Genomic DNA, 19035 nt, shown 5'->3' with positions numbered 1-19035 from the left:
GGCCTCTAAAAAGAGGTGATTGGAGGAACTCGCTTGAAGGGAGTTATTTTAGCAGGTGGCACAGGTACGAGATTATACCCTTTAACCAAAGTTACAAATAAACATTTATTACCTGTAGGAAGGTATCCTATGATTTTCCACGCGATATCTAAACTTAAAGAAGCTGATATTCAAAATATTTTAGTCGTTACCGGTAAAGAACATATGGGAGATGTTGTGAATTTATTAGGTAGCGGTAATGAAATGGGAGTCAGCTTTACTTTTAAAGTTCAAGACGAAGCTGGCGGTATTGCCCATGCTCTAGGTCTTGCAGAGCAATTCATAGGAAATGAAAAGATGGTTGTTATCTTAGGCGACAATGTTTTTTCAGAAAGTATTGTTCCTTATGCGAATAATTTTAAAATGCAACCACGCGGGGCAAAAATTTTAATTAAAGAAGTACACGACCCGCAACGGTATGGTGTTCCCCAAATATCGAACAATTTTATTATCAATATTGAAGAAAAGCCCAAAAATCCTAAAAGCAATTACGCCGTTACAGGTATATATATGTACGACAGCTCTGTCTTTGATATTATAAAAACTTTGCATCCATCCGAAAGAGGAGAATTAGAAATTACGGATGTTAATAATTTCTATATCGCAAAGAGCCAACTTACTTATGATATTCTTGGGGGATGGTGGACAGACGCAGGAACCCATTTATCGTTAACTAAAGCAAATGAACTGGCACAAGAAATTGTGCTGCCTAAAGAATTCGGTTACTTAAGAAATGAGAGGATAATGTAATGAGGACTGTTGAAACTCCGTTTGCCGGTGTATATATTATAGAACCCCAAGTACATGGCGATCAAAGAGGTTTTTTTATGGAAAGTTATAATAACAGGACGTTTCAGCAACTTGGTTTCAATCATACTTTCGTACAGGATAATCACTCCCTATCTATAGAGGCAGGAACGATCCGTGGTCTTCACTATCAAAATAGCCCGATGGCTCAAACCAAATTAGTTCGTGTTATTGCTGGAGCTATTTACGACGTTGTTGTTGATTTACGCAAAACATCTTCCACTTTTGGACAGTGGATGAGTGTAATTCTTAGTGAATCAAATAAGCGACAACTTCTAGTTCCAGTAGGATTTGCACACGGTTTTTGTACGATTACGTCAAATACACAGGTTATATATAAAGTCGATGAGTTGTATTCGCCCCAGCTAGATAGAGGTATATTGTGGAATGACCCGGAATTAAACATCGATTGGCCGACATCAATTCCAATCCTTTCGGATAAAGATAACATGCATCCATTATTAAAGGATGCGGATATTTATTTTGATTAATGAGGTGATGATCCTTGAGAATATTAGTTACTGGTGGGGCAGGATTTATCGGTAGCAATTTCATAACCTATATGATCAATAAATACCCGGATTATGAAATTATTAACTTAGATGCTTTAACTTATGCGGGGAATTTAGAAAACCTTAAGCATATACAAGATCATCCTAAATATTTATTTATTAAGGGAGATATAGCAGACCCGAGAATCGTTGATGATGTTTTCCAACGGAGTATTGATATTGTAATCAATTTTGCTGCAGAATCTCATGTTGACAAAAGTATTTCTGATCCTGGTGTTTTCATCCGAACCAATGTCATGGGAACCCATGTTTTGTTGGAAGCAGCAAGGAAATATAGAGTTGGGAAATTTATACACATATCAACGGATGAGGTATATGGGACATTAGGGGATACCGGACTATTCACGGAAACGACCCCATTAGCACCAAATAGTCCATACTCTGCAAGTAAAGCAGGAAGTGATTTATTAGTCCGTTCCTACCACGAAACGTATGGTTTAAACATTAATATTACACGTTGCTCAAATAATTACGGTCCATATCAATTTCCTGAAAAGTTAATTCCTTTAATGATTACCAATGCGTTACAAAATAAAGAACTTCCTGTTTATGGTGACGGTCTTAACGTTAGAGATTGGATTCATGTTAAAGATCATTGCAGTGCAATCGAAACCGTTATGCTTAAGGGCAAAAACGGGGAAATCTATAATATAGGCGGCCGTAATGAAAGAACGAATATTGAAATTGTTAAAACCATATTAATCGAATTGGGCAAACCGGAATCTTTAATCACTTATGTTGAAGACCGACCCGGCCATGACAAACGTTATGGTATTGATGCATCAAAGATTATAGACCAACTGGGGTGGATTCCTGAATATAACTTTTTTACAGGCATTAAAGCCACTATCAATTGGTACAAAAATAATATGGATTGGTTACAACGAATTCAAACCGCAGCATACCAGGATTACAACAATCAAACCTGTGTATCAAGCAAGGTGTAAAAATGAAAATATTGGTGACAGGTGCCGGCGGCCAACTAGGACAAGATGTTGTTGCATTGTTTCAAAAAGATCCTACTATGTCCGTCATAGGTCTTGGTCGATATGAATTAGACATAACAAAAATGGAGCAATGTTTGCATCAGATAATGTTACATCAGCCGGATGCCATTGTACATTGCGCTGCCTATACTGCGGTTGATCAGGCGGAAAGTAACGAAGATCACGCTTATATAGTGAATGCTGTTGGAACTAGAAATTTAGCCGTTGCTTCGGAGAAATATGGAATAAAGTTATGTTATATTAGTACAGACTATGTATTTGACGGTCAATCGGATAAACCATATAAAGAGTACGATCGTACGGATCCGGTAAATGTATACGGAAAAACCAAGTATGCGGGGGAACAGTTAGTTACCAGCTTAACAACTCGTTATTTTATTGTTCGAACATCATGGGTATATGGAATGCATGGAAATAATTTTGTTAAAACCATGTTGAAATTAGCCCATGAAAGAAAGCAGTTAAAAGTTGTAAATGATCAAATAGGATCTCCTACTTATACAGAAGATCTCGCATTATTTTTATATGAGCTAATTCAGACTGAGAAATATGGTATCTATCATGGTACAAACAAAGGTTGCTGTTCATGGTATGAATTCGCTAAAGCGATTATGGAAGAGAGCGGATTGGCCATTATTGTAGCTTCCTGTACTACAAAGGAATTCCCAAGACCGGCACCGCGGCCAAGTTACTCGGTTTTGGATCATTTATCTATTCGGACAAATGGTTTTGCGGATTTTAGGCCTTGGAGAGAAGCACTTAAAGAATTTTTATTAAAGTTAGGAAATCAACTGTCATGAAAAAAGTTAGCATTCACATTGTTACTTTTAATAGTGAAGCTTATATCCGTGATTGTCTCGAGTGTGTTATGAAACAAACTTATCCTATTGAACAAATCATTATTGTAGATAATAATTCTCAAGATGGTACCTTGACGATTCTTGAAGATTTTAAAGGTAATATTATGGTTGTAAGAAACGATGAGAATGTCGGTTTTGCTTCAGGACATAATCAAGCTATCCGTATGTCATCCAGTGATTATTTTCTAGTCCTAAATCCAGATGTGAAGCTTTGTCCTGATTATATTTTATGTTTGATCCGAATTTCGGAAATGGACTCTAAAATAGGGAGTCTTACGGGCAAATTATTATTAGGTCAGTCTCCAGATCAAATTGATAGTACTGGTTTAATAATTACGAAGTCGAGAAGAGCGTTCGACCGCGGCGCTAGCCAATCTTCCGAATTCGTCTTTGAAGAAGAAGTGTTTGGGGTATCAGGAGCCGCAGCGTTTTATAATCGTGAAATGGTAAAAGATATCAGTATTGATGATTGTTTTTTTGACGAAGATTTTTTTGCCTATAAAGAAGATGTAGATGTAGCTTGGAGGGCAAGATTATTAGGCTGGAAAGCTTATTATTCACCGGAAGCATTAGCCTACCATGAAAGAGGATGGAAAAAAGAATCAAGAAGTCAAATTCCATTAAGAATTCGCAGATATTCATATATAAATCGTTACAAAATAATAGTAAAAAATGATCACTGGTTGTATGTATTAAAACATATTATTCCTATTCTATCATATGAAGTTCCTAGCTTTCTTTATTTTTTAATGAAAGAACCATTAGTGTTAGGTTCATGGAAAGATTTTTGGAATAAATTTGGGGATTTGTTACGTAAACGAAAGATGGTTCAATCCAAACGAAGAGCTCGTTTTGGACAATTATATTCTTTTTTTCGGTAAAATCCCCAGAAAACCGTCATATTACTGAAATTGTTTTGTGATATAATGAAATTGATCTCTTATTCTGTCTAATATTGGAGAAAATTATGGATTTAAGTATTATCATCGTAAATTACAATACATGTGAATTAACGTTAAATTGCTTGAAATCAATATTCGAATCACAAATTAATTATTCATACGAAGTTATTTTAATTGATAATAATTCTTCAGATTTATCGGTCGAACAAATTAAAAAAAAATATCCGGAAGTAAAATTACACTGTAATAAAATAAATTTAGGCTATTCTAAAGCGAATAATCAAGGAATTCGTCTGGCAGAAGGACGGTATGTCCTATTGTTAAATTCGGACACTATCATTCAACCGGACTCATTACAAACAATGGTTAGTTTCATGGATCATCATCCTAAGGTTGGTGCTTCAGGTTGTAAAATTGTATTGCCAGATGGCAGCTTAGATAAAGCTTGTCGCCGTGGTTTTCCGACGCCATCGGCCTCATTTTATTATATGTGTGGTCTTTCTAAATGGTTTCCACAAAATGCAAAATTCAATCAATATCAGTTAACCCACTTAGATCCGGATAAAGACTATCCTGTAGATTGTTTGGTCGGAGCTTTTATAATGGTGCGAAGGGAAGCTATTCAACAAGTTGGTTTGTTAGATGAAGAATTTTTTATGTACGGCGAAGACATTGATTGGTGTTACCGGATAAAAGAAGCAGGATGGGCAATTTATTATTATCCTTATACACAAATAATTCATTATAAAGGTGCAAGCAGTCGACGTAAGCCGTATAAAATAATATATGAATTTCACAGAGCAATGTACTTATTTCATAAAAAGCATTATCAGGATAAATATTCTTTTTTTGTAAATTGGATTGTTTATGTCGGCATTGCTGTTAAACTCGGCATATCGTTACTGTTGAATCGGTTTGGGTCAGTGAGGTGATAAAATGATTAGGCGAAGTCAAAGTTTTTTATCTCAATTTTATGCACTTACGGACTTCGTATGTGTTCAAATAGTTTTCTTATTTTCCTGGTGGTTAAAATTTAAAAGTGGATGGATTCCTTATGAGAATTCACTTCCAATTGAGACTTACGCTTTATGGAGTTTAGTATACGGTGGAACCGCGATTTTTCTAAGTTACTTTTTCAATTTTTATACACCGAAACGGAAAAAAAGGTTCTCCTTTGAATTATTTATCATTGTTCAGGTTTATTGCATAAGCTTATTGATTTTATTAAGTATTTTATTTATTTTTAAAGAGTTAAACATTTCTCGCTCGTATTTATTGCTCTATCTTGTTAATAACATTTTGCTTATCAGTTTTTATCGTTACATTTTAAAAATATCCTTGAAGCGCTTAAGACAAAAAGGATATAACAAACAATTTTTGTTAATTCTAGGCGCCGGTACTTTGGGGAAAAAGTTCTATACTAACTTAATGCAGCATCCTGAACTTGGTTATGAGGTAATTGGATTTTTAGATGATTTCCAAAAAAACCATGAATTCGGTTTTGAAAATTATAAACCGATAATTGGGAAGGTTGATGATCTTGAATCCATAATTAATGAGTTATTAATAGACGAAGTAATCATTGCATTACCTTTACATGCGCACAAGAAGTATGGAAGAATAATAAATATTTGTGAAAAAGCAGGAGTAAAAACTCTCATTATTCCTGATTTTTATGATTACTTACCTTCAAAACCTTTCTTTGATAATTTTGCCGGTATTCCTCTAATTAATGTCCGAGATATACCATTAGATGAATTTCGTAATCGATTTATAAAAAGAGCATTCGATATTATTTTTTCATTAATTGCGATCATTATTACTTCCCCGTTATTAATTTTAATAGCAATCAGTATAAAAATAACATCCCCTGGGGAAATCATTTTTAAACAAGAACGAGTAGGATTGAATCGAAGACATTTCATGATGTATAAGTTCCGATCAATGCGGATACAGACGGAAGAAACATCGGATAAACAATGGACTACTCGAGATGATCCTAGAAAGACAAAATTCGGATCCTTTTTACGAAAAACAAGTTTGGACGAATTGCCGCAATTTTTTAATGTTCTTTTTGGCCATATGAGCGTAGTAGGTCCACGTCCTGAAAGACCATTTTTTGTAGAACAGTTTAAGGAAGAAATCCCTAAATATATGATAAAACATCATATTCGTCCTGGAATCACAGGTTGGGCACAATCCAATGGGTTTCGAGGGGATACTTCAATTGAAGAAAGAATTAAATACGACATATTTTATATTGAAAACTGGAGTTTCTTATTTGATATAAAAATCATATGGAAAACAATTATTAACGGTTTCGTTAATAAGAATGCGTATTAATATTTTAAAAAATATTATATTACTACTACCCAATAATTAGAAGTTATTGCTTTGTCGGAATTTGTTACGTTATAATATAGGATGTCATATTGTAGATTTTTTTATGTGAGTTTTTGGAGGGAAGTTATGACTATTACAGCAGTGATTATGGCTGGGGGAAAAGGTGAGCGATTCTGGCCGAAAAGTAGAACGCATCTACCGAAGCAGTTCCTTAATATTTCCGGAAATAAATCGATGATTCAGCAAACTATTTCCAGACTTGAAAATCTAATAGACATAAAACAAATTTTTATTGTTACCAATGAGCTTTATGCCGAATTAATCCGGGCTCAAATTCCCCATCTGCCGCACGATAATATCATTATTGAACCGATAGGCAGAAATACGGCACCTTGTGTAGGGTTAGCTTCGATTATTATAGAAGCAAAATATCCCGATAGTACGATGGTCGTTCTTCCTTCGGATCACATTATCGAAAATGAAGATGGATTTATTAAAATTCTTAAAACAGCAGTAGAGGTTGCTCAAAAAGATAACAATCTTGTAACGTTAGGTATTAAGCCTGTTTATCCGGAGACGGGATATGGATATATTGAAAGTACCAAACAAATACAGCATATAAATGAATTGGAAGTTCATAAAGTTAATAAATTCGTTGAAAAACCGGATTTTCAAACAGCTCAAGAATACTTAGCATCCGGAAATTTTTTCTGGAACAGTGGAATATTTATATGGAAGACCAGCGTAATAAGGAATTATATTAAATTATTTATGCCCGAAATGCATGACTTATTGGAAACAATGAAATGCGCTTTCAACAAGGAAGATAAAAACCAAGTGATAAGGTCTGAATTTATTAAAATGCCGGACCAATCAATAGATTACGGTATTATGGAAAAAGCAGAAAATATATATGTTATACCATGTGTTTTTGGATGGGACGATGTTGGTAGTTGGACAGCCTTAGATCGTATTAATGATCGCGATGAGAATGGGAATGTTATTAAAGGAAATATTCTAAATATTGATACTAAAAGGTGTATTATTGAAAGTAACGGTAAATTAATTGCCACTCTAGGTATCGAAGATTTAATTGTTGTAGATACCGAGGATGTTACTTTGATTTGTACAAAAGATAAAGCTCAAGAGGTTAAATTATTACTCAAAGAGCTTAGAACCCAAAAACTTGAACAATACTTATAAACCTATTAAGGAGAAAATCATGACTAAAAAAGCGCTTGTTACCGGTATTACAGGACAGGATGGTTCATACTTGGCAGAATTACTGTTATCTAAAGGGTACAAAGTATTTGGTCTTCGCAGAAGAACGAGTGTTCCAATAATGGAGAATATTGAGCATATCAAAAATGAAATTGAATTTATAGAAGGAGATCTATTGGATCAAGGTTCTCTTATTAATGCAGTAAAGGTATCTAATCCTGATGAAGTTTACAATCTCGCTGCACAATCATTTGTAGGAACCTCCTGGGGGCAACCGGTACTTACTGGTCAATCTACGGGAATTGGCGTAACAAATATATTGGAAGCCGTGAGACTTACTAAACCAGAAGCTAGATTTTATCAAGCTTCAAGCAGTGAGATGTTTGGGAAAGTAGTGGAAACACCTCAAAAAGAAACAACACCGTTCTATCCAAGAAGTCCTTACGGTGTGGCCAAGGTTTATGGGCATTGGATCACTGTAAACTATCGTGAGAGCTTTGATATGTACGCATGTTCTGGTATTTTATTTAATCATGAGTCTCCTCGCCGTGGTGTTGAATTTGTTACGCGAAAAGTAACGGATGCTGCAGCAAGAATTAAGCTTGGACTGCAAAAAGAGCTTCGCATGGGTAACTTAGATGCAAAACGGGATTGGGGCTTTGCAGGTGACTATGTGAAGGCTATGTGGCTGATGCTGCAACAAGAAACCCCGGATGATTATGTTATTTCTACAGGTGAAACTCATACAGTTGAAGAATTGGTTGAAATTGCATTTGGTCATGTTGGTTTGAATTGGAGAGATTATGTTGTAATCGACCCTAAATTTGTTAGACCGGCTGAGGTGGATCTTTTGCTAGGAGACTGTACTAAAGCGAAAGAAAAACTTGGTTGGAAGCTTGAGGTTGGATTTGAGCAATTGGTAACGATGATGGTTGAAAGTGATTTGAAAAAATTACAAAACTAAATTAAAGCGAACAAAGGCGGTTGTTTAATGAGAGCTTTAATTACAGGTGCTACCGGTTTTGTAGCAAAACACCTTACTAAGCATTTAACAAATCTAGGATTTGAAGTTTGGGGGACAACTCGTAAGAGTTCCCCCGTTTTATTTAAAGGTATTCATCATATCCAAACGTTAGACTTAAATACTTCTATAGAACAAATAGTATCATATCTTAATTTTCTCAAACCTGATTATATATTTCATCTTGCCGGCCAAAGCTCAGTGAAAAAATCTTGGGATAATAAAATAGAAACATTTGAAGCTAATGTAGTTATGACAATTAATTTATTAGAAGCCGTTAGAGGTAGTATCGTTGCTGAGTCTGTTAAGATACTTACGGTTGGGTCTTCAGAGGAATATGGTGAAGTTAACTTAGAAAACATGCCGATCTCTGAGAAGAATCCATTAAGACCTATCAGTCCTTATGGAATATCAAAAGCAACAGTTAGTATGTTAGCTGAACAATATCACAGATCATATTCGTTAAATATTGTTCATGTCCGACCCTTTAATCATATAGGTCCCGGACAAGATGTCGGTTTTGTAACTTCAGATTTTGCTAAACAAATTGCCGAAATCGAAGAGGGAAAACAAACTCCTATTATAAAAGTTGGCAATCTCGATGCTAAAAGAGATTTTACTGATGTTAGAGATATTGTCCAAGCATATGCGCTTCTTGTTGCTCATGGGCAATCTGGTAAAATATATAATGTTTGCTCTAAAAAACCTACGTCTATTCAAGAGATACTCGAAAAACTAATAAATCTAAGCAGATGTCAGAACATTGAGATTCATCGTGATTTGTCAAAAATGAGACCTTCCGATTTTCCTTATTACTATGGGGATTCAAGTGAAATTTCATTGCACACAGGCTGGTCTCCTAAAATGTCTATAGATGATTCTCTTAAAGACATCTTAGATCATTGGAGATTAAGATTAAAAAGTGACTCCATATAAGGAGCAATGCAGACGATGGTTAATAAGATTAGAGAAATATATGAGTATAGACAAATGTTAGAAAGTCTAGTCCTAACAGATCTACGAACACGTTATAAGGGATCTTTTGTTGGATTTTTTTGGACATTCCTTAACCCGCTTCTAATGTTATTCGTTTATTCAATAGTATTTAAATATGTTGTTAGAATTGAAATGGAGAACTATACTTCATATTTATTTATAGGTTTAATATCGTGGTTCTTAATAAATCAAGCCGTACAGTCCGGAGCGGGAGTAGTAATTCGTAATTCCGGATTGGTAAAGAAAATTTATTTTCCTAAGGAAATATTACCTCTTTCAGTTGTTTTAGGTGGAGTCATTAATTTCTTATTTAGTCTGTTAATATTATTTCCTATTCTTTTTATAAACAAAATCCAACTTGGGATGCCGCTGTTATTGTTTCCCGTCATATTAGTTATATATTTTATGTTTACATTTTCGATCACTTTAATAGTTTCAAGCTTGAATGTTTATTTTAGGGATCTGGAACATATCGTTAGTATCGTAATGATGGTCTGGTTTTATCTTACTCCAATCGTGTTTACATCATCAATGATACCTAAAGATATCAAATATATTTTTGATTATAATCCTATGAAAGTGATCATTGAAAGTTTTCACAATATTTTCTTTTATAATAAGTTTCCGGATCCCGGTCAATTGACTTTGGTAGCAATCCTATCCTCTGTAATGCTCTACATCGGCTTTTATATTTTTAAAAGACTAAGCCGTAATTTTGCAGAAGAAATCTAAGGGTGGTATAAGATTATGAGTGTTATCTCAGTCACAAATGTTAGTAAATCATTTAAAGTTTTCAAAGAAAGAACAGCTACACTTAAAGATCGGATAGTTAATAACAGGAAAAATAAATACGATATTTATCTCGCCTTGGATAATGTCTCGTTAGAAATACCAAAAGGTGAAACTGTTGGATTAATAGGAAGAAATGGATCTGGAAAAAGTACCTTATTGAAACTGTTAACGGGAATTCTATACCCTGACCAAGGGACTATTAATATAGAAGGAAAAGTATCTAGCCTATTAGAACTAGGGGCAGGTTTTCATCCGGATTTTACAGGCCGAGAAAATATATTTATGAATGCAGCTATCCTGGGCCTGAGTAAAAAGGAAATTAAGAGGAAGCTGGATCAAATAATCACTTTTTCTGAATTGAAACATTACATTGAAAATCCTGTTAGAAGTTATTCGTCAGGTATGTATATGCGATTAGCTTTCTCAGTAGCAATTATGGTTGAACCGGACATTTTATTGATTGATGAAGTTCTTGCTGTTGGAGACGCGGCATTTCAACAAAAATGTATGGATCAACTACTCAAATTAAAAAATAATGGTACAACAATAGTATTCGTATCACACGATCTTGGAGCCGTAGAAAAACTTTGTGATAGGGTAGTGTGGGTCAATAAAGGAAAGATAAAAGAAGACGGAAAGCCTAGAAAAGTAATTGATAAGTATTTAGCTTATTTATCAGAGGAAGAGAATCAGCGTTTGATAGAAGAAAATAATAACTTTGAGAAAGTTAGTAGTGAAAATATTAATGAGGAAAATGAACAACAACATGCAAATGAACAAATGGATGACAAGCGTTGGGGAAATCATCAAGTTGAAATAGTTGATGTTAAAATAGCTGATGAAAAAGGTAACTCGAAACTAGGGTTTCTAAGTGCAGAACCCATGCAAATTCAAATTAGTTATGAAGTAAATAAAGATGTTGAAAAGCCTATCTTTGGCTGTGCTATTCATACAATAGATAATACACATTGCTATGGAACGAATACTTTTATAGATCAATTTTATATAGATCATCTAGATAAGAGTTCAAAAGGCAAAATAATTTTTAATATACCTTCCATAAATCTGGTTGCCGGAACTTATTTGCTTTCCGTTGCAGCGCATGATATAAACGGTAACCAGTATGATTACCATGATAAGAAATATTCTTTTAAAATATCGAGTCTGACCAATGACGTTGGAATCGCAAAAATAAATCATGAATGGGTTCATGAGAAATAAGAGGTGGTAATGTGTCTAAAAAGATTACTCCTGGGTTCATTATGAATCAAATAAGAAATGGCGTGCGCTCACAAAAGAAAACCATTGAGGAGATCAAAATTGAACAGGAAATAGAAAAGCCATTTGAGAGTAATGACGAGGAGCTTTCCCGAATTTTATCGTCTTTGCAAATAAGTTTGAAAAAATTGAACTACAGAATTACTCCTAATATACCAGTTGCATTTTTAGAACCTCATCTAGTTTCAAGATATAAATTATTAGGAAAAATCGTCGTTCCGATTAGGCGGTTTGGGGCAAGATTATTTACTAAGTGGTATGCGGACACCTTCATTAATCAGCAGAAACATTTAAATAATGATATATGGTTCGGTTTGAATTCAGCCGTTGAAATTGTTAATGAACAGAATAAGCTGATTTTGCACCTAATAAATAAAAATACTGAGTTAGAAAACCAAGTTTCTGAATTTGCCCATTTAATTGCGGGAATAAAATCAGAAAATGTAGCCCTTCAACAAGATATTAATGATATAAAATCGAATCATACAACTCTTCAACAAGATATTAATGATATAAAATCAGATCATGCAATCGTTCACCAAGGGATTAACGATATAAACTCGAACTTTACTGTTCTTGAACAAGATATCATTCATAAATTAGATGAAGCAGCTGCAAGTCATACAATAAACCTTGATGCCAAAATTAATTTAGTACTTGAGGAGCTCAAGAAAAATACTTATCTTGATTTTGACTACTCAAAGTTTGCAGAGCGATTTAGTGCCGACCGTGAAACAGTGAAAGGGATATACGAACAATACATTCCGCATTTCCTGGATTGTAATAATGTTGTCGATATTGGATGTGGCAAAGGTTTTTTCTTGGAATTACTTCAAGATCATAATATTAAAGGGATAGGCATTGATTCGGATCCTGAATTAGTACGTATTTGTAATGAAAATGGTTTAACCGCATACACGGCAGATGCAATAAACTATCTTGAAAATTTGGACGATAATAGTATTGATGGCGTGTTTACTGGCCATGTTGTTGAGCATTTGCCGGCTCCATTAAAAATAAAATTTTTCAAATTATGTTATAGTAAATTAACATCTAACGGTATATTGATAATAGAGACACCTAATATAAGTTCACCACATGTTATGCATAATCTTTACTATCTAGACCCAACACACGAAAAGCCGATGTTTCATGAAACATATAAATATCTTGCATGTGAGGTAGGTTTTTCTGTTGTTAATTCTTATTTAAGCGGCCCGATAGAAAGTACCAATCCTCAAGAATATTATAATTTTTCATTAATATTATCGAAACAATGAGGAGTTAGTTTATGAAAATTGGCGTTGTTACTCCATGGTTTAGCGACAACATATCCGGTGGAGCAGAAAGATTTGCGGGGGGCATTGCGAAAAGTTTGCAAAATGCAGGTTGTCAAGTAGAGATTCTGACTACTTGTGGCAAAGATTCGTTTTGGGATTGGGGTTCAGACTACTATGAAGAAGGAGTTTCAGTCATTAGTGGCCTCCGTGTAAGAAGGTTTCCTCTTAGAAAAAGGAATAAATCCTTGTACGATGAACTTATGGGGAAATTGATACATGGGGAAATCCTTAGCTATGCACAAGAGATGCAATTAATGCATGAGACTGTCAATAGCGATTCTATGTATGAATTTATTAATAAATCGGAAAACGAATATATATTTTTATTTATACCGTACCTTGCAGGCACAACTTATTGGGGTAGTAGGTTGAAACCGGAAAATAGTTTTATCATTCCATGCCTTCATGATGAAGGAATGGCCTATTTTAAATCTGTTGGAGATATGTTTTCAAGAGTACAGGGGCTCCTTCTAAATACTATTGAAGAATTAGAATTCTCCTCGAAATTATATAATTTAGATCCTGATTCTTGCGTTGTTTCAGGTGGTGGTGTGGAATTTGATTATTCACCGAATGCGGACAATTTCAGGAATAAATATGGAATACAAGGAGATTACTTTGTATATGTAGGTAGACAAGTCTCCGGTAAAAATGTGCCACAACTTATACAACTTTTTAATCAATTTACTGAAAATAACTCTAATAGTATTAAATTAGTGTTTGTTGGTAAGGGAGAAGAACAAATTATTGAAACAATGAAAGCCTCTAAGAATATTATTCATGTAGGAGAAGTTAGTGATGAAGAAAAGTATGATTCCATTGCAGGTGCTTTAGCTTTGATACAACCCTCATTAATGGAGAGTTTTTCAATAGTTATTATGGAGAGTTGGTTATGTAATACCCCGGTTATCGTGCATGAGGATTGCGCTGTTACTAAAGGTCATTGTGATAGAAGTCAAGGGGGCTTATATTACAAAGACTATACATCTTTCAAAGAAACATTAGAGTCCATATTAGCTGATTCGGAGAAGGCAAAATCCATGGCTATGAATGGAAAAAAGTATGTTGAAGAGTATTATACATGGCCTAAAACTGCAGAGAGAATAATTAATTTTTTAGTAAGTAAGGGATTTCAAAGAGAGGGTCTTATCAAATGAGAATATTAATTGATATTCAAACTTTATATACTCCTGAGAAAAATAGAGGAATTGGAATCTATACTTACAACTGGATTAAAGGCCTTATTAACCAAGATAGCAGCCATAGATATTACTTGATGAGAAGAAAAAATGAGCAGTGGGAATTTACTTTCGCAAGTCAATTTATTGATTTTGATCAAAGAATTATGGAAGACCGCAACTGGGAAGTATATTCATTAGAGGAATTTCTGGAGCGAAAGAATATTGACGTTATACACTTTACTAGCCCTCATATGTTTGACATTGAGGTTCCAGACATAACGAGCGTGAATATTAAAAAATCTTATTTAGTGTATGATTTAATCCCCTTAGTAATGAAAGATCACTATTATAATAATTGGTCACAACACATTCAACGGTTGTACGATTCTAGGTGCAAACTAATTGCTGAAGCCGATTGTATCCTTACAATTTCCGAGGCTTCAAAAAAAGATCTTGTAAACTATCTTGGAATTGATCCTGATCGAATTCATGTTATTTACGCTTCTACAAACGAAGAGCTTTATGAAGCGTCACGTGCTGGGAATGAGAAAATTTTAATAAATAAAGAATTAGGTATTTCCTCTCCATTTATATATTCCCTTACCGGTTATGATCCTAGAAAAAATAACAAGGGTTTAATTAGCGCGTTTTCTCAAGTCGTTAGGGAATTTCCGGATATAAAATTGGTCATTTCAGGTATAAAACAAGAAGCAGAAAGAGAAGAACTCATCAAATATGCAACAACTAAGGGGATTACTCCCGATCAAATAATATATTTAGGCTTTGTAAGTGATGATAGTTTAGTAGCTTTATATAAAGAATGCGAAGTATTCGTATTTCCATCTATTTATGAAGGCTTTGGTTTGCCAGTTCTAGAGGCTATGCGTTGTGGAACGCCAGTAGTAACAACTAGCAGTTCATCACTTCCTGAAGTAGCAGGAGATGCGGCCATTATAGTTGATGTTAATGATGATGAATCAATGGCTACGGCTATTAACTCTTTTCTTAAAGAAAAGGGATTTGCCGAGACGTATAAAACTAAAGGCGTTAAGCAAGCTGAAATGTTTAGTTGGAGTAAAACAACCTTAGATAGTCTAAAAGTTTTTCATAACCTTGTATACCCTTCATTTGAATCTGCATCACAACTATTAGATAAATTAGAATTAGCTTTCTTTAGTCCTTTGAATCCTCAATCTTCAGGAATTTCAGATTATAGCGAGGAATTATTAACAGAACTAAGACATTTTTTTGATGTGAAAATATTTGTAAATGGTATTACTCCTGAGAACCCTTTTATTTCCCGAAATTTCGAAGTTTTTGATTATACGACGAATTATGAAAGATTAGAAAAAATAAAACTAAGAATGTACCACATGGGGAATAATGAACTACACTCTTGGATATATAATGCTATGATTGATTATCCAGGGTATGTAGTTTTGCATGATCTTAATTTATACGGATTCTACATGTATACTAAATATTTGCGCGGCGACAAGATCGGTTTTGTGAATGAATTAACTTATTGTCATGGTCAGGATGGAAGTGCAGCTGGTGATAGACTACTAAATCAGGCTTCTTATCCTAATGATCAAGAATTCCCTATGTTTAAAAAAGTAGTAGAGTTGAGTAATCAAGTGTTAGTGCATAGTCATTGGGTTAAGGAGAAAATTGAGATTGAATCTGACTTTAAAGGCGTTATTACTGTTATACCGAGTGGTATCTTGATGGACGAATCAAACGTTAATAAGAAAGAGTTCAAGAGGAACTTAGGATTGGATTGTAATAAGATTTCTATCGGAATATTTGGAAATGTAATTCCAAATAAAAGAATAGAAGTAATTCTAAGGGCTTTATCGGAATTAGTAAAGACGAATAACAATATACACGTTAATATTGTAGGTCATTGTAGTACCGAGATGGAACAACATATAAATAAAGCAGCGAAACATTTAGACTTCAATAAGCACGTTAGTCTAATTAAAGGCCCAACATTAGATGTCTTCAAACAATATATTATAGCGTCTGATATATGTATCAATTTGAGATGGCCTACTTTTGGTGAGACTTCTGCAACATTGGTAAGGAGTTTAGGATATGGCACTCCATGTATAGTATCGAATGTCGGTTCTTATATAGAATATCCAGATGATTGTGTATGGAAAGTCGACGTTGATGAGTATGAGAATGAGTTGTTGCTTGCTTATTTGTTGGAACTCACGAATAATGATTTGCTTCGTGAAAAGATGGGATATTATGCAAAAAAGTATATGAAGGAAACTCATGATTTTGGTATAGTTGCCGGGAATCTAAGTAAAATACTATCATCAACTTAGCGGAGAGTGATATCTAGTATGATATACCATACTAGACGATTTAAATACGTCATTTTTTTCAGCCGACTTATTATCATTAATGATTTATTTAAGAATATATTGATAATAAAGAGATAAAAGACGAAGGTGAATTTATTGATTTATATTGTATATTATGTCTGTGTTTTATTGATTGTTTTTATTTCAGGGATTTGGTTAGCTTCAATTTTTGGCAGGGGCATTTTTAAAGATAGCAAGCTCGTTCTTTCTTTTTTGTTGGGATTTTTATGGCTAATATTAGTTAGTTCTTGGTCAAGCTTTATTGGATTAACCTTTGAACGAAGCTCTATTTACATTTTAGGAATATCTATTTTTTTGAGCTTGATAGCTTTAGCATGGGAGATTCGTACAAAAAACCTGTCTAGTTGGCAACCATCAAAAAATATAATAATGTTAGTCAGTCTTGCATTTGTTTCTGGAATTGTTATCCTTAGTCCAGTATTAATATTCAAAGCAATAAATCTTTATAATGATGCTTTCACATACCTTTCTATCTCTGACTATCTATTGACTCATAGCTACTTCGATGAGGCACGACCTGATGCTAATAGCCCATGGTTAACACAAATGAAATTATATCAAGTTATGGGCTATAGAATGGGCTCCCAATTCTTTTTATCTTTAATAACTGCTATCTTTAGTAGGCATTTTTCTTTGGATTTGTACATTTCGGTTCTTGCAATTGGGCAATTTATGTTGGTTCTTGCAATCTGGTTATTTAACAAATATGTAATGAAACTAAGCAACGTCGCGTTGACAATAATTGTATTATTTACTGCACTCCATATTGGAATACCTATTCAGAATACTATTAATGCATTTTTTCCCCAAGCATATGGTATGGTGATAATTGTCTTAGTTTTTACTTTTATGATAATTGCTTATTCTAACAATACTGGTAGAATACAACACATATTATTATCTTCAATATCCATAGCGGCTTTAGTAGTTACGTATAGTGAGTTAGTACCGTTCGCATTTATTAGTATGTTTGCGGTACTTATATATCTATTATATAAAGATAAAGATATTAAAAGTCTCCTATTGAAAAGTAGTGTTATTGTTTTATGTGCTATTCTCTTAAGTAATATTGCATTAATTAAAGCTTTTCAAGCAATAAAAGGTCAACTTTCTGCTGTAGTGGGCCATCATATCGACTATACCTTATGGAATTATGTACAACTTATACTATCACTTCATCCGATTATGAATGATGGTTCATTATATAATAAATATCCTATAATAAACTTAATTCTTTCTTTCTTCACAGTGCTATGTGTTATCCTAATAGTTATAGGTTTTAGTCGAAATAAATTATCTAGAGAATTCGTTATTCTCTATTGTTTATCGTCTTCCTTTTTACTTATGTTATTCTACTTTATTTTTGTTGCCCATAATCCTTGGAATACGGCAGTTAGAGGCCATTCATGGAATATCTATAAAACTGTACAATACTTATTTGTTCTTGTTCCTTCCTTCGTTGGCTCAGGTATAATGTTTTTCTATTATAAATCAGGCATTACTAGAAAGTTGACTTATCTACTAGGACTTACTTTCATCTCATTAAACATGATGTTGACATATTATTTTGACTATGTTAACACATCTCCAGTAAGAAGTTATACTGGTAATAAAGTTAATCCGTTAAATGAATACTACAAATTATATGAAATGCTGAAAAATGAGAAGAGACCAATTAATATAATAGTCCCTGATAATTTAAATACACATACAAATGTGTTGAGTTATATACTTAGGGATCATATTCTAGTTAGTGACTGGTCTAAAGTTCCTTCAATAAATCATATGCTAGCGCCTAATGATCGTACGCCCGAATTACGAAAAGACGCTGTAACTCTTATATATAAACCAAACTCACAGTCAGGTGCAGCGAGTATGGAGATTTTACAGGATAATGTTCATGTCGACATAGTTTCTGGTGTCCACTCATTAGAGCAAAATAAAGAGCATAAATGGTACTGGAGTAGTGGAGATATTCATATTAAAACAATCAATACACTTGATGTGAAAAAAACTTTATCACTAACATTTATAGTATGGCTTCCGCCTACGATAAAAGATAGTAAAGACATAGAGATTTTATATAAAAATAATTTGATAAATAAAATTAATATTCAACCTAATGTTCCAAATCCAATTAATATTAATATTCCTATCGATGCTGGAGAAGGTTCAATTACACTTAAATATTTAGGAGAGGTAGTGAAAGTGGGTGGAGATCCTAGACAACTAGGTTTTAGTTTAGTGGATTTCCATTATTCTATAAAAAATTAAAATTAA

16 protein-coding genes are annotated in these 19035 nt (G+C 33.8%); all 16 read left to right on the top strand.

Annotated elements, in window-relative coordinates; genetic code table 11:
• Positions 1-33: 33 nt before the first annotated feature.
• The 16 genes from ACFQI7_RS24595 (at position 34) to ACFQI7_RS24520 (ending at position 19029) form a co-directional block, all read left to right on the top strand.
• The gene (locus tag ACFQI7_RS24595; protein ID WP_218103540.1) at positions 34-789 is read left to right on the top strand and encodes a sugar phosphate nucleotidyltransferase; all 756 of its coding nucleotides are present in this window, start codon (positions 34-36) and stop codon (positions 787-789) included.
• Positions 789-1337 (top strand): dTDP-4-dehydrorhamnose 3,5-epimerase, encoded by a 549-nt coding sequence (gene rfbC, locus ACFQI7_RS24590; protein WP_218103539.1) that lies wholly within the window; start codon positions 789-791, stop codon positions 1335-1337. The genes ACFQI7_RS24595 and rfbC overlap by 1 nt, the downstream gene beginning before the upstream one ends.
• 14 nt (positions 1338-1351) lie before the next feature.
• Positions 1352-2365 carry a dTDP-glucose 4,6-dehydratase gene (gene rfbB / locus ACFQI7_RS24585; RefSeq protein ID WP_218103538.1) on the top strand — a complete coding sequence of 338 codons (1014 nt, stop codon included), beginning with the start codon at positions 1352-1354 and terminating at the stop codon, positions 2363-2365.
• A gap of 2 nt (positions 2366-2367) precedes the next feature.
• Positions 2368-3225, top strand: coding sequence for a dTDP-4-dehydrorhamnose reductase (gene rfbD, locus ACFQI7_RS24580; RefSeq protein WP_218103537.1), 858 nt, complete (start codon positions 2368-2370; stop codon positions 3223-3225).
• Entirely contained in the window at positions 3222-4166 is a 945-nt protein-coding gene (locus ACFQI7_RS24575; RefSeq protein WP_377517770.1) for a glycosyltransferase family 2 protein, read from the top strand. Before rfbD ends, ACFQI7_RS24575 begins: the two co-directional genes overlap by 4 nt.
• Before the next feature lie 86 nt (positions 4167-4252).
• Positions 4253-5119, top strand: a complete 867-nt coding sequence (locus ACFQI7_RS24570) for a glycosyltransferase family 2 protein (RefSeq protein ID WP_218103584.1) — start codon at positions 4253-4255, stop codon at positions 5117-5119.
• Between the two features lie 4 nt (positions 5120-5123).
• Complete coding sequence (locus ACFQI7_RS24565; RefSeq protein WP_218103582.1) at positions 5124-6530, top strand: undecaprenyl-phosphate glucose phosphotransferase; 1407 nt, start codon at positions 5124-5126, stop codon at positions 6528-6530.
• Between the two features lie 126 nt (positions 6531-6656).
• Positions 6657-7733 carry a mannose-1-phosphate guanylyltransferase gene (locus ACFQI7_RS24560; RefSeq protein ID WP_377517767.1) on the top strand — a complete coding sequence of 359 codons (1077 nt, stop codon included), beginning with the start codon at positions 6657-6659 and terminating at the stop codon, positions 7731-7733.
• 19 nt (positions 7734-7752) lie between these two features.
• Positions 7753-8715, top strand: coding sequence for a GDP-mannose 4,6-dehydratase (gene gmd / locus ACFQI7_RS24555; protein ID WP_218103514.1), 963 nt, complete (start codon positions 7753-7755; stop codon positions 8713-8715).
• A 27-nt stretch (positions 8716-8742) separates the two neighbouring features.
• Positions 8743-9708: a GDP-mannose 4,6-dehydratase gene (locus ACFQI7_RS24550; RefSeq protein ID WP_218103513.1), complete on the top strand. Its 966-nt coding sequence runs from the start codon at positions 8743-8745 to the stop codon at positions 9706-9708.
• Positions 9709-9723: 15 nt separating this feature from the next.
• Entirely contained in the window at positions 9724-10500 is a 777-nt protein-coding gene (locus ACFQI7_RS24545) for an ABC transporter permease (protein ID WP_218103511.1), read from the top strand.
• A gap of 15 nt (positions 10501-10515) precedes the next feature.
• Complete coding sequence (locus ACFQI7_RS24540) at positions 10516-11781, top strand: ABC transporter ATP-binding protein (RefSeq protein ID WP_218103509.1); 1266 nt, start codon at positions 10516-10518, stop codon at positions 11779-11781.
• An 11-nt stretch (positions 11782-11792) separates the two neighbouring features.
• Entirely contained in the window at positions 11793-13118 is a 1326-nt protein-coding gene (locus ACFQI7_RS24535) for a methyltransferase domain-containing protein (RefSeq protein ID WP_377517764.1), read from the top strand.
• Positions 13119-13129: 11 nt separating this feature from the next.
• On the top strand, positions 13130-14335 hold the full coding sequence (locus ACFQI7_RS24530; RefSeq protein ID WP_377517762.1) for a glycosyltransferase family 4 protein: 1206 nt from the start codon (positions 13130-13132) through the stop codon (positions 14333-14335).
• On the top strand, positions 14332-16695 hold the full coding sequence (locus ACFQI7_RS24525) for a glycosyltransferase (RefSeq protein ID WP_218103559.1): 2364 nt from the start codon (positions 14332-14334) through the stop codon (positions 16693-16695). The genes ACFQI7_RS24530 and ACFQI7_RS24525 overlap by 4 nt, the downstream gene beginning before the upstream one ends.
• A gap of 126 nt (positions 16696-16821) precedes the next feature.
• Positions 16822-19029 carry a hypothetical protein gene (locus tag ACFQI7_RS24520; protein WP_377517760.1) on the top strand — a complete coding sequence of 736 codons (2208 nt, stop codon included), beginning with the start codon at positions 16822-16824 and terminating at the stop codon, positions 19027-19029.
• The last annotated feature ends 6 nt before the right edge of the window (positions 19030-19035 follow it).

It is taken from the genome of Paenibacillus allorhizosphaerae (assembly GCF_042659105.1).
Classification (GTDB): domain Bacteria; phylum Bacillota; class Bacilli; order Paenibacillales; family NBRC-103111; genus Paenibacillus_G; species Paenibacillus_G allorhizosphaerae.
The sequence above is the reverse complement of the archived record's forward strand: the minus strand, read 5'-3'. Positions and strand labels throughout refer to the sequence as shown.